10 protein-coding genes are annotated in these 12,268 nt (G+C 61.0%); 4 read left to right on the forward strand and 6 right to left on the reverse strand.

The features are described from left to right. Positions 1–290: 290 nt before the first annotated feature. From BV034_RS01375 to BV034_RS01390, 4 genes are all read right to left on the reverse strand, one after another. Complete coding sequence (locus tag BV034_RS01375; RefSeq protein ID WP_050023362.1) at positions 291–1,469, reverse strand: NAD(P)/FAD-dependent oxidoreductase; 1,179 nt, start codon at positions 1,467–1,469, stop codon at positions 291–293. Continuing rightward, positions 1,466–2,674, reverse strand: coding sequence for a type III polyketide synthase (locus BV034_RS01380; protein ID WP_063768642.1), 1,209 nt, complete (start codon positions 2,672–2,674; stop codon positions 1,466–1,468). Before BV034_RS01380 ends, BV034_RS01375 begins: the two co-directional genes overlap by 4 nt. Positions 2,675–2,692: 18 nt before the next feature. Then, complete coding sequence (locus BV034_RS01385) at positions 2,693–3,319, reverse strand: YceI family protein (protein WP_050023364.1); 627 nt, start codon at positions 3,317–3,319, stop codon at positions 2,693–2,695. A 127-nt stretch (positions 3,320–3,446) separates the two neighbouring features. Further along, positions 3,447–5,093, reverse strand: a complete 1,647-nt coding sequence (locus tag BV034_RS01390) for a peptidase S10 (RefSeq protein ID WP_081887506.1) — start codon at positions 5,091–5,093, stop codon at positions 3,447–3,449. Positions 5,094–5,418: 325 nt separating this feature from the next. Here BV034_RS01390 and BV034_RS01395 point away from each other — a divergent pair, with 325 nt between their 5' ends. Beyond that, positions 5,419–6,093 (forward strand): isochorismatase family cysteine hydrolase, encoded by a 675-nt coding sequence (locus BV034_RS01395; RefSeq protein WP_050023366.1) that lies wholly within the window; start codon positions 5,419–5,421, stop codon positions 6,091–6,093. Between the two features lie 229 nt (positions 6,094–6,322). On the opposite strand, the gene ribD is transcribed toward BV034_RS01395, so the two are convergent. After that, the gene (gene ribD / locus BV034_RS01400; RefSeq protein ID WP_050023368.1) at positions 6,323–7,366 is read right to left on the reverse strand and encodes a bifunctional diaminohydroxyphosphoribosylaminopyrimidine deaminase/5-amino-6-(5-phosphoribosylamino)uracil reductase RibD; all 1,044 of its coding nucleotides are present in this window, start codon (positions 7,364–7,366) and stop codon (positions 6,323–6,325) included. 92 nt (positions 7,367–7,458) lie between these two features. Here ribD and BV034_RS01405 point away from each other — a divergent pair, with 92 nt between their 5' ends. Beyond that, entirely contained in the window at positions 7,459–8,457 is a 999-nt protein-coding gene (locus BV034_RS01405; protein WP_050023370.1) for a type II secretion system F family protein, read from the forward strand. Positions 8,458–8,580: 123 nt separating this feature from the next. Then, positions 8,581–9,705 (forward strand): recombinase RecA, encoded by a 1,125-nt coding sequence (gene recA, locus BV034_RS01410; protein WP_050023372.1) that lies wholly within the window; start codon positions 8,581–8,583, stop codon positions 9,703–9,705. A gap of 1,599 nt (positions 9,706–11,304) precedes the next feature. Here the strand turns inward: recA and BV034_RS01420 are convergent. Continuing rightward, entirely contained in the window at positions 11,305–11,796 is a 492-nt protein-coding gene (locus BV034_RS01420; RefSeq protein ID WP_265592506.1) for a hypothetical protein, read from the reverse strand. Between the two features lie 109 nt (positions 11,797–11,905). Between BV034_RS01420 and BV034_RS01425 the strand changes: the two genes are divergently transcribed. Then, positions 11,906–12,262 carry a Smr/MutS family protein gene (locus BV034_RS01425; RefSeq protein WP_050023378.1) on the forward strand — a complete coding sequence of 119 codons (357 nt, stop codon included), beginning with the start codon at positions 11,906–11,908 and terminating at the stop codon, positions 12,260–12,262. Positions 12,263–12,268 lie beyond the last annotated feature (6 nt).

The raw sequence follows: 12,268 nt of genomic DNA on the forward strand, positions 1-12,268 counted from the left end.
CACAGGTACAGCGAGGGGGATCAGTAAAAGGAGTGAGGGACATCCTTGTCCCGGTTCCTGCCAAACGTCCCATGAGGTCGCATCTCACCCTCACCTTTAAATACCCCGGGTTGTAGGGCATCCCGACGTGTCGGGATTGCCTTCATCAGGGGACGTTCGTGGCAAGCGGAGCGCTCGCCCCACAGTGGCGTGCTGGGTGTGGAGGTCAGTAGGGAAGGAACCGACATCTTCGTCCCGTTCCGTGTCAAATGTGCCACGAGGAGGAATCGAACCCACCGCATTCCAACTTTTTACTGCGCTCTCCCCCGGGGCACATCCATCATCGCAAAGCGGCTGGCCATGAGCCTCGCAAATGGACCCCGCAACAACACTCCGCCCAGAATCACATCCCGCAACCAGGAGGCGGAGATCCCTGTCCAGGTCCCCAGCCACATGCCTTGGGCGGCCCGATTTGCGGCAACCCGAGCAGCGCGCATACGGTCTTGCTCATAGCGTTCCAGCTCTTCCGAAATGTCGCCCGTGCCTCGAACCATCCCGGGCAGAAGGTCGGCAAGCATCTCGGCATCGGCAAAGCCCACATTCATGCCCTGGCCACCGATGGGGCTCATGGCGTGGGCTGCATCTCCGCAGAGGATGACCCGTCCGCGATAGAGTGAGGCACAGTCCAACCGTTGGGGGTTGAAGGTGCTGTGGTTAAGCTGGGTGGCCGCGTCCAGCACGATGCCTGCGCGCTGCTGCACGATTCGGCAGATGTACCCGCGCGGGATCACCAGCAAGGGGCCGGGCGTCTGGACGATCCAGCGCCGGATGCCACCGGGCAGAGGAAATGACTCCACCGCTCCGTCCGGGGTGAAGAATAAATGCGCCTCCTCTGCCATCCCGCTGCTGTCGATGAAGTCGCCCATCACAAAGTGGCAGCCGTACCGTGTCTCCCGGACGGGAATCTGCAACTGTTGGCGGATGCCGCTGCGCCAGCCGTCGCAGGCGATCACAAAACGGGCCGTCATTTTCGGAGCAGGTTCTGTGAACCCCAGCATCACTTGCTCGCCCATCGGCTCCACTTGCGCCACCTCCCGGCCACGGAGCAGGGCCACGTTGGGCGAAAGGCGGAGATGCTGCTCCAGGAGTGAAAGCGTCTGCTGTTGGGGAAGGGAGAGGATGTAAGGGTGCGCCCCAGGAAGTTCACGGAAAGAACACACGCCGGTCTGCGCGGACACCCCGTGCACGTGCACATTCTGGATCTTCACGCCCCGCACCACAAACGCGTCCGCCATGCCGATCGAGCCCAGGATCTCCAGCGAGGGCGGCGTGATCCCGATGGCGCGCGAATGAGAGGGCGGGGCGAGATTTTTCTCCAGCACCAGCACCTTCAGACCCGTAGGTCCCAGCAGGTTCGCCAGCAGCAGACCCACCGGACCCGCGCCTACGATGGCCACATCGCAATCTGGCGCGGAAGGGGACGGATTCATGCCACCGCAATCACCGCCACGGGCGAGGGCATGGCTTCCGCGGCCTCCACCGTGGCAGGTGTGGCGACCCTGTTGACCGGGAGTGCGCAGCCGCATCGCTCCAGCACCGCCGTCTCCACGGTGAGACCGGGACCAAAGGCCATGGCGCAGGTAATGGCGTCGGGGGTGGTGGCGGAGTCGAGCAGTTCCTTCAACACGAACAGCACGGTGGCGCTGCTCATGTTGCCAAAATCACGCAGGATCTGGCGGGATGCCTGCAGGGCGGTGGCGGGCAGATGAAGGGCCTCCTCCACCTTGTCCAGAATGGCCCGCCCGCCGGGATGCACGGCCCATTCATCTATTTCCTCGAGCGTGAGGCTGGCACGCTGGAGGACCTCTTCCAACAGGTCGCGAATCCGGGTGCCAAGAATCTCGGGCACATAGCTGCTGAGCACAATGTTGAACCCTTCGTTGCCGATGTCCCAGGCCATATCCGCCTCCCCGTCCGTGACCAGCGCGGAGGCGAATGCTCGCAGCCGGTACGCCGGGAGGTCTGGCGGAGGTTTCCTTGAACTGACCACCGCGGCGGCGGTACCGTCGGCAAAGAGGGAGTTGGCCAGAATGCAGTCTGGCTGATCATTGATCTGCATATGCAGCGAGCACAGCTCCAGACACACCACCAGCACGACCGCCTGCGGATTGGCCTCGCAGAACTGTCCCGCCATGCGCAGGGCGGGGAAGGCGGCATAGCAACCCATGAAACCCAGCGTGTAGCGTTCCACCCCGACATTCAGCCCAAGCTCGCGAATGATGTGATAGTCCGGCCCGGGGTTCGTGAAGCCGGTGCAACTGGCAAAGATGATGTGGGTGATGTCTGTGACGCTGAACCCCACTGCTCCGCTCAGGGCCTGGCGGGCCACTTGCACGGCCAGTGTTCGTGCCTCACGGTTGTAGCACGCGTTGCGCGCGGCGGTGCCGGTGGGCAGCACCTCGGGACCATCACCGGTGTCGGTGGTTTGGTAGAGCGCGGGGTCGGATCCACCTTCGGGCTGGAAGTCCCCCAGCACACTGGCGCGGGTCTCAATGCCGGAACGGTTGTACACATTGTGGATGAGCCGCCGGGTGCGGACATCCCGCGTCCATGACTTGATCCTGTCGCGGATGTCGCTCTGCCTGTAGGTGTGCCCTGGCACCTGGGTGCTGATGTGGTGGATGTAGGCGGGCATTCGTCTGGGGGAGTCAGATCAGGCAGGCTTGCGCACCAGCTTCACCAAGGCGTGAACTTTTACCGTATCGCCCACCCGGAGGATCATCAGCGCCGGCGGCACGGTAATCCCGCACTTCTTCAGAGACAAATCAAAGTCGAGCTCAAACGTAGCGGTGTCCCCCTGCTTTTCCCAAGCGCTGATGGTGCCGGTGATATCATGGGCCTTCCCCACCAGGTTCAAGGTGAGCGGCAACTGCACGGGTGAGGCGCTGCCTCCTTTGGCGATCGCACTGAAAGGGGTGTTCATCGCAGCGGTCACCAGCGGGTAGTCCGTGACCCGCATTGCTTTGCGCATGTTTTCGTCCCGTTTCGGCTCGTCGGTGTCCATGCTCGCTGCCTTCACCTGCACGGCTGATTTCAGCGAGGTCGGATTTCCTCGATCATCCATTGTCACCTGCGCGGTAAAGGGCTCCGCCTTCACCTGGCCGGACCAGTTGTGCAGGGTGGAGGTGCCGGAAAAGGTGATGGCAGCGACTCCGGTCCAGCGTTGAGTTTCCGTTTCGGCCCCGGCCATGGCGGGGATCGCAAGATCGACCCAAGCCACAATACTGAACAGCGCTGCGCCCAGCCGCAGACGTGATGAAAAAGGCGAAGACGGCTTCATGGACGGACGGGGTGCAGGAGCGGAGAGGGGGCTCCAGACTTACCTGAAACGGATCTCAGATCCGCTCAGGTGGTGCCCATCCCTCCCGCTGCCACTTCCTGCTATGTCGTCCGCGGGAGCCTCTTTCTCAGGGCTGGAGTCCAGAGGCACCGCGAATGAACTTGGCCAGATCTGCCTTCTGCTTCACCAGATCCGGCAGGTTCAGGTACATCATGTGACCAGACTGGTATTCGTCGATCTGGAGGTTTTTGGCGATGTCCGGTGCCACGTCCAGATGATTGAAGGTGTACCTGGCGGCGAAGTAGGGCGTGGCCAGATCCGTGTAGCCCTGGGAGACATGCACCTTCAGAAAGGGGTTCTTGGTCATGCTCTTGGCCAGGGTCTCGGACACGTTCACGAAGTCATTTTCTGCGCCCCAGTTCCACGGCTGCACGCTGCCGGTGAGGATCTCATAAGGCTTGTCTTCCTCGAACTTGAGCTCGGTGCGGATGTAGTGATTGAACGTGGAGGCGTAGGCGCTGAACACGGCGTCAGCGCTGGGGTCGCCCTCCGTCGTCTCCGTCAAACGGTCGCGTACATGACCGGTGTAGCGGCTGTCAAACCGACCCACCTGGAGGTCCTTGTCGCGCAGCAGTTCCACGCCGAATCGTTGCAGAGAGGGGCGGAGATCGGCGCGATCCAGGTACTCAGCGGTGAGGCCGGTGAAGCTGGCCAGTTGCTTGAGCACAGCCTGGCGTGTGGCCGGGGGCAGGGCGCTCCCTTGCATGAGGGCATGGTTGTAGTCGCCCATGGCAAAAGCTTCGGACTGCTTCAACACTTCCGTCAGCGGCAGCTTCTGCAGATCGGCGGGCAGTTTCTTGTGGTGCCACGCCGTCGCAGTGAAGCTCGGGAGATAGAGGACATGTGGCAGATCGTTGCCCGAGCCACCCCAGATGGTCTGGAAATTGAGCACCGTGCTCACCAGCATGATGCCATTGAGATTCATGAGGTGCTTGCTGCCCAGCTCGCCGCTCAATGCCGCCGCCCGGGTGGTGCCATAACTCTCGCCGATGAGGAACTTGGGCGAGGCCCACCGGGTGTTCTTGGTGACATACAACCGGATGAACTCGGCCACGCTCGCGGTGTCTTCTTTCACGCCGTAGAAGCGCTTGGCCTCATCCAGTTTCGTGGCCCGGCTGTAGCCCGTGCCCACGGGATCGATGAAGACGAGGTCGGTTTCATCGAGAAGCGAATACTCGTTGTCCACCAACTGGTAGGGCGGGGGCAGCGCGGAACCGTCTTCCTTGAGCTTCACGCGACGCGGTCCCAGCAGGCCCAGGTGCATCCAGACGGAGGAAGATCCTGGTCCGCCGTTGAAGGAGAACGTCACCGGACGCTTCGTGCCATCGGCCACTCCGTCCTTCGTGTAGGCCATGAAGAAGATCTCTGCCGTGGTTTTGCCCTCGGCGTCCTTCAGCGGCATCATGCCTGCGGTGGCGGTGTAGGACACGGCAGTGCCATTGATCACCACACTGTGCTGGCTCTGCACCTGGCGGGGTTTTTCCTTGTCCTTGTCAGCAGATTTTTCCGGCTCCTTTGCTTTGTCCTTCTCTTTGTCTTTGTCGTTGCCGTTCGGTTTGGCCTGCCCAGCCGCCGCTGCGGGCGGTGCGCCATCAGGCGGGGTCGAGGGCGATTCCGCAAGAATCGGGGAGGCGGACGTGGCGGCCATCAGGGCCAGCGAAAGCGCGGTGGTGCGGCGGCACCAGTCGGGGAGGGGAGTCAAAGGCTTGAGCATGATGGGATGGGAAGATGAGAGAACGATGGGAACCAACTGTCCTGCGAGACAGACCTCTTTGCAGAGGATGCGTTGTGGTGGCCAACTGGGACTGCAATGCCGCCGGATGGCCCAGGAATCCCCCGGACCGGCCGGGTGTTGCAAGTGGACCCCAACGCGACATTTGGGACAGGGCGGGGTGTCGTCACGTTCAATGATGCTGACCCCAAACTGCTCAAGATGAGCTCTTTTTGAGGGAGGCTGTGTTGGCACGGTGCTGGCTGTCACGCGTGACGGGGGTGGATGCACCATGTCCTCCTTCTTCATCCGCTCACCTGTTCCATCCATGCCCACTGTTGACGCAAACCCCTACCCCTGGCCCTACAACGAAGACCTCCGCCCGGAAAACACCGTCATCCTGGTGATCGACATGCAAACGGACTTCTGCGGCCCGGGAGGCTATGTGGACTCCATGGGGTATGACCTCAGCCTCACGCGAGCCCCGATTGAACCCATCAAGAACCTGCTGGAGGTGGCCCGGGCGAAGGGCTACCACATCATGCACACCCGCGAAGGCCACCGACCGGACCTGGCAGACCTGCCGCCCAACAAACGCTGGCGCAGTCAGCGCATCGGTGCTGGCATCGGCGACACCGGTCCCTGCGGTCGGATCCTCATCCGCGGTGAGGCGGGCTGGGACATCATCCCTGAGCTATACCCTCTGCCCGGCGAGCCTGTCATTGAAAAGCCCGGCAAGGGCAGCTTCTACGCCACCGATCTGGATCTCCTTCTCGCCCGGCGCAACATCCAGAACATCGTGCTCTGCGGCATCACCACCGATGTGTGCGTGCACACCACCATGCGGGACGCCAACGACCGCGGCTACGAGTGTCTCATCCTCTCAGACTGTACCGGTGCCACTGATCACGGCAACCACCTTGCCGCATTGAAAATGGTGACCATGCAGGGCGGGGTTTTCGGAGCGGTTTCCGATTCCCAAGCCCTGATTGCGGTCATGTAGGAGGTTGGTTCTTGGTTCTCTTGTGCGAGTGATGCCTTGAACCCGGAAGGTTCCGTCGGCTCTCGGCTTTTGAGGTTCTAGGTAAGCCAAACGGCCAACGAAGCAGGGAGCTCTCAGGGTGCCGTCTCGCATGTGGGAAGGAATCAGTGACCCACCACATCAGCCCGCCATAGTCCGACCAACCTCTCCCATCGCCTCTTCCACCACTTACCTCTAACCCTTTACCATTTTACCGGATAACCAACCCCCGCACGCACACATCGCTCCCCAGCACCTCCACGCGCACCTTCTCCAGCTCCATGGAGTTCGCCCCCACCGCAAAATCAAGCCCACCAACCGCCAATGTGCCGCCGCCGCAAATTCTGGGGGCAATGTACCAGCACACCTCATCCACCGCTCCGGCGGCAAAGGCCTGGCCAAGCAGATTGCCGCCGCTCTCCAGCAGCACGCTGGTGATTCCGCGGGCGGCCAGTTCCTGGAGGATCTCAGGGAAACGACGTTCCCCCTCCAGTACGAGGGTTCGCTCCTTGAACTCGTCATTGAACAGGTTCGCGTCCTTGGGCAAATCCCCTCCGCGGGTCACCACCACGCGCCACGGCTGGATCTTCCCCTCCGGAACGGTATCGCCCCGCAATGTGAGTCGCGGATTGTCACGGCGGAGCGTCTCCGCGCCGATGAGGATGGCGTCACTCTGCACCCGCAACTGCATGGCATGAGCGCGTGAGACCTCGCTGGTGATCCATTGGGACTCTCCCGGAGGGCGGCTCAGGCGGCCATCCAGACTTTGCCCTGCCTTGGCCACCACATAGGGCAGGCCGGTCGTGATCCATTTGGCAAAAGGGCGCAGTACTTCCTCGCACTCCTCTCGCAGTACGCCGCTCAACACGGCAATGCCCGCTTCTTGGAGCAAATGGTCGGCCGCCCCGGCATGTCCCGGATTGGGATCGGTGGCCCCATAGACCACGCGGCTTATGCCAGCGTTGGTGAGCGCCACCGTGCAGGCCCCGGTGCGGCCATGGGTGGAGCAGGGTTCGAGGGTGACATAGGCGGTCGCTCCCCGGATCACAGCCTCGTTTCCGTTCGCTTCTGCGTTTCGCAAGGCTTCCACCTCCGCGTGAGGCAGCCCCACCCGATGGTGCCAGCCCTGCCCGATGAGCTGGCCATCCTTGACCAGAACCGCCCCCACCGCCGGGTTGGGCGATGTGAGACCAATACCGTGCCGGGCCTCGGCCAGGGCCAGGCGCATCCACTTTTCGTCATCTGGGAGCTGCATGTGAGGAACCTTCTCCGCTCTACCACACAAAGATGCCCTTTCACCGGAAAACCTTTGTGTTGCGCCCCCGGCCTGTGTTTTGATGCGCGTGCATGACGACCAAGCAGCGCGCCCAGCTCTACCATGAATTTGCCAAGCTTTTGGGTGCGGGCATGCACCTGGACCGCTCCGTGGATCTCCTGCTGGAGCAGGGGCCCCCGGCCTCCATGCGCTCCTACCTCAACGGCATCAAACAAGGGCTGGCCGAGCGGCTCAGCCTCACGGAATCCGTGGCCCGGCACAATGCCGGTATTGTCACCCCTCTGGAAATCAGCCTGCTGGATGCCGGGGAGAAGGGCGGTCGCCTGGAGGCCTCCTGCGAGCACCTCGCGCACTACTTCGAACTCCGGCAAAAGAGCCGGGACAAGGCCATCGGAGCCCTCATCTACCCTGTACTGCTGCTGCATGTGGGGGCTCTTTTCCCAGATTTCACCCGCATGTGGAATGGCGGCGGGTTGCAGGACTATCTGCTACAGACCGGCGGCCGCTTGTTGATCATTTGGACGGCGCTCGCTCTGGTGGGGGCCATTTGGTGGTTCGTGCTCAAGCTGGCTGCCCAGTCTCCGGGAGTGGACCGCCTCCTGGGCACCATTCCGCTCGTGGGCGGTGCCCGTCGCCATTGGGCGCTCGCCCGGTTCTGCCAAGTGTTCCAGACGGGGCTGTTGGCGGCTTTGCGCATCTCAGAAATCCTGCGGATGGCTGGCAAAGCGTCCCAGAGCGCCGTGCTAGAGGGGGCGGGTTTTCAGGCTGCCCAGAGCGTGGAGGACGGCCAGGCCCTGGCACCTGCATTGAAAGCCACCGGAGCACTTCCCAAGACCCTGGGGAGCGCCGTGGATACCGCTGAACAGACGGGAACGCTGGACATTGAGATGGGACGCTGGGCTCGCGCCGAGGCCGAACTCGCCTCCCGTGCTCAGGATCGTGCCGCCGAGTGGCTGCCCCGTATTTTTTACGTCTTGGTGTTGCTTTACATCGCGTGGCGGGTGATCAGCATGGCCCTCAGCTACATGGGCCCTAATGGCATGATTCAGCAGATGTTGGACGGCATCTAAGCCCGCCTGTACCGGGGCATTGACCTCCAGTGCAGAAACTTTTCTCAAAATAGGAGTTGCAACTCCTGTTCAATCGAACATTATCGCTCTCAACTGTTCACCAAACTCTAATACCGACACCGTATGGCCCGCGCACCCAAAGAAACGTCCTCTGAACCCGTCTCAAACAAGATTGCAGACGCCCGGGCCAAGAATCTGGAAATGGCGATCCAGCAGATTCACAAGGACTACGGTGAAGGTTCCATCCTGCGGATGGGCGAGGAGAATCGCACGGAAATCTCCATCATCCCTACTGGGAACCTCCTCATTGACCAAGCTCTTGGCATAGGCGGCTTTCCCCGCGGTCGTGTGGTCGAAGTGTATGGCCCGGAATCTTCCGGTAAGACGACGCTGACCCTTACCGTCATCGCCCAGGCCCAGAAGACCGGCGGTCTGGCCGCCTTCATTGACGTGGAGCACGCCCTTGATCCCACGTACGCCCGCAAGCTGGGCGTGAAGATGGAAGAACTTCTCGTTTCCCAGCCCAGCAGTGGTGAAGAAGCCCTGCGCATCTGCGAGACCCTGGTGCGCTCCAACGCCCTCGATGTGATCGTCATCGACTCCGTGGCCGCCCTCGTCACCCGCCAGGAACTGGAAGGGGAGATCGGCGACGCCACCGTGGGTGCCCAGGCCCGCCTCATGAGCGCGGCCCTGCGGAAACTTACCGCCATCATTTCCAAAGCCCGCACCTGCTGCATCTTCACCAACCAGATCCGTGAGAAGGTGGGTGTCATGTTCGGCAACCCCGAAACGACCCCTGGCGGCAAGGCCCTCAAGTTCTACTCCAGCGTCCGCATCGACATCCGTCGTATCGGCGCCATCAAGAGCTCGGACGGCACCACCACCGGCAACCGCACCAAGGTCAAGGTGGTGAAGAACAAGCTCGCCCCTCCGTACACTGAGGCCGAGTTCGACATCATGTACAACGAAGGCATCAGCGGCGTGGGTTCGCTGCTCGATCTTGCTCTCGAGTACGACATCCTTCAGAAGCGCGGATCGTGGATCAGCTACAAGGGCACTCAACTCGCGCAAGGTCGCGACGCCTGCAAAGAGGCTCTCAAGGCCGACACCGCCCTCTACGCAGATGTCGAAGAGCAGGTCAAAGCCCGCCTCGCTGAGAAACTCGCCAACAGCGGCAGCAAAAGCAGCCGTAGCAACGGCGCGGGCCTGCCCAGCGCCGCCATCGGCGACGACGAAGCTGGAGAATAATTCACTGGTGGTGGTCAGCAGGGCAATGCCCCGCTAGCCACCACCCTCTGCGCCGGTCCCACGATCTCAACAGCGAACAGATCTTGTTCGCTGGAGGGAGGTCCATCGGCGCATCCTTCATCTCGGGGAGACTTGGGGCCTATTCTGTTCCTCCGGTTACTGACACACCCCCCTGAAACTAAAGAAGCCGGACGGACTGAGTGGTCCTGTCCGGCTTCTTCTCTTTTGGGACGTAGTCCGTCGGTCAGGGGTGCAAGTTTCATGACCGACGCATTGGCTTTGCATGCGGGATTGGGCTGGTGGGTGGGAGTGCAAAGGGCCTGTTGGGTGCAGCGGAGAGTGTAGCTGAATTGGTCGTGCGTTCCTGCGGCGACTGAGCCGACGGTCCCCGTCGGCTTTGAAGCGGAGGGATTGATTGGAACATACGCTGAACCTCCCTCAGTCTGCTCATGACGCACGACCACCACGAATGAGGAAAGCCAAAGTTTGAGCTTACGAGCAGAGTCTCAGCACAAGGGCGGTTGGAGTTTGCAGAACGTCCCGACGTGTCGGAGTTCGTAAGTTCAAACTTTGGTTTGCTGCATGGAGCCCTTTGCAGTCCAAAGCCAAACATCGGAACTCATCCCACTCGCCGGACGAGGCAAAGTTCTCGGCTACTATGATGCCCCGGGATCCGATGCCATGGCCCAAAAATGGCCCTTTGTGAACTCCATGCTACGGCCTAAGGTTTCGTTAGCAGGGGCCCGGTTGACCGCAGCCATGGATTCGACCAACGAAAGCCTGATTAGCAGATAGATGCCAGGGAGAATCAACAGAATGAACCCGATGCCGAGGCTTGCCGCCAGAGCCAAGCGGGCTCCCAACAGCCATGGCCATGAGAGTAACCCTTCGCGTAGAGCGCCACCAAGCGTCAATGGTTTTCCCAAGGAACTCGCATGAGCATTGTATATTGCCACACTAGCGTAGAATGAAGCGACGATAACGGTAACTGCCAAACATAGGATGCCGGCAAGCTCCGGGTTCTCATACACAAGCATGATGTTCTCGCGTATCAAATAGATCAACATCCAAGTCATCGCGCCAGGACCAGCAAGGCCACTGCCAGCAAGCGTGGGAAACTCTTGCAATAGAGGTTCCAGGCTTTGGAGAGAACGGCAGCAATCATATGATGAGGCAACTTCTGAGAGAAAGAGAGTCTGGATAGTTGCTCCATGTGAAGACATGATCAAGCTGCAAGTATTGCAGAGTCAGTTCTGCTCATCCTCCTTTGTGCATGGGCTTTTCGTATGGTGTCATACTGTAAAATCTAGTCGGGGGCTCAAGGCGCTCGGGTTCTAGACATTGCTAGGTGCGACGTCGGCATATCAGTGCGGGTAGTCGGCTCAGGAATGTCGAGATGGCCAGTAGAACTTACTTCGAAGTTCTGGTCCTCTTGACCCGAACTCAGGGGGGGGCGGCCTAGTGCCTCGCCCGACTCTGGGTCCTATTGTCTGACGCCCTTGGCGTCAGAGTATCCGGTGTGGGGCAATGTTTATTCTTAACCCGACGCGCATACGCTATCGCGGGATTTCCACTGCTTTAGACTCCCGCACCCATGCCTCAATTCACCCCTTCGAACGTCCCCTTCACCACTATCTCCTTCGGCCCACCGCCAATCGATCCGCCCTGGCCTTTGAATTCAAACTTACCGGAGTACACGCCGTCCTTCACGGTCAGTTCCACGGTGCCCTGTGACGCGGTGTAGCTTTCCATCTTGGCGCGGTTGTCCACGTACAAGCCCGTCACTGCTCCGGCCTCACCCACGTTACCCAACACATACTTCCCAGCAGCGGGCGGAGCATCGCCCGGGAACATCACCGCCACCATGAGCTTGTTGCCTTTGTTGGTGAAATGCAGGCTGTGAACTTTGGGCACTTCCGTGGCCACATGTTTGAGGCTGGCCTTGCCATCGCCTTGCGTCCAGTTGGCAGTATTGCCCCCGGTGACGTTGATGTTGTACACGGTGCCCGAAGCGGTCTTGTCAGCACCGTTGCCGCAGGAAGTAAGCAGACCTGTGGCAAGCAGCATGGCGACGGGCAGAAGCGTTTTCATGTTCATACTTCTGTTGGTCAAAACGACACAAGTTGTGACGAGGCGTTTTGTGCGCCATATCGCGCTGAAAACTGCTGGACGACGTGGCATCCTTCGGCACGAGTCTGCCATGCCCCAGAACGAATCCAACGAGCCTGAATCGGAGTCCTGGGACTTCGATCCAGAGTCGCTGGAGCCGGTGCCCATTCCCATCACGGGCGAGCTGGACCTGCACACCTTTCGTCCCAACGAGATCCGCGACCTGCTGCCGGACTACTTTGAAGCGTGCCTGGAAAAAGGCATCACCACCGTCCGGGTGATCCACGGCAAGGGCACGGGCGCCTTGCGTGAAGGCGTGCATCGCCTGCTGGAGAAGCTGCCCATGGTGGCCTCCTGGCAATGGCCGGCGGGCGGCCAAAGCGGTACTTGGGGGGCGACTTGGGTGTGGTTGAAGAAGGCGGAACCAACTCGCGAAAAGCACGACTGATCGGGC

Origin of the sequence: Verrucomicrobium sp. BvORR034 (assembly GCF_000739635.1) — a bacterium.
In the GTDB taxonomy this organism is placed as follows: domain Bacteria; phylum Verrucomicrobiota; class Verrucomicrobiia; order Verrucomicrobiales; family Verrucomicrobiaceae; genus Verrucomicrobium.

Excerpts from the sequence above, each read along its gene's own strand:
- ribD (WP_050023368.1), bottom strand. The coding sequence starts at position 7,366 with ATGCAGCTCCCAGATGACGAAAAGTGGATGCGCCTGGCCCTGGCCGAG.
- BV034_RS01375 (WP_050023362.1), bottom strand. The coding sequence starts at position 1,469 with ATGAATCCGTCCCCTTCCGCGCCAGATTGCGATGTGGCCATCGTAGGC.
- BV034_RS01405 (WP_050023370.1), top strand. The coding sequence starts at position 7,459 with ATGACGACCAAGCAGCGCGCCCAGCTCTACCATGAATTTGCCAAGCTT.
- BV034_RS01385 (WP_050023364.1), bottom strand. The coding sequence starts at position 3,319 with ATGAAGCCGTCTTCGCCTTTTTCATCACGTCTGCGGCTGGGCGCAGCG.
- BV034_RS01380 (WP_063768642.1), bottom strand. The coding sequence starts at position 2,674 with ATGCCCGCCTACATCCACCACATCAGCACCCAGGTGCCAGGGCACACC.
- BV034_RS01390 (WP_081887506.1), bottom strand. The coding sequence starts at position 5,093 with ATGCTCAAGCCTTTGACTCCCCTCCCCGACTGGTGCCGCCGCACCACC.
- BV034_RS01420 (WP_265592506.1), bottom strand. The coding sequence starts at position 11,796 with ATGAAAACGCTTCTGCCCGTCGCCATGCTGCTTGCCACAGGTCTGCTT.
- recA (WP_050023372.1), top strand. The coding sequence starts at position 8,581 with ATGGCCCGCGCACCCAAAGAAACGTCCTCTGAACCCGTCTCAAACAAG.
- BV034_RS01425 (WP_050023378.1), top strand. The coding sequence starts at position 11,906 with ATGCCCCAGAACGAATCCAACGAGCCTGAATCGGAGTCCTGGGACTTC.
- BV034_RS01395 (WP_050023366.1), top strand. The coding sequence starts at position 5,419 with ATGCCCACTGTTGACGCAAACCCCTACCCCTGGCCCTACAACGAAGAC.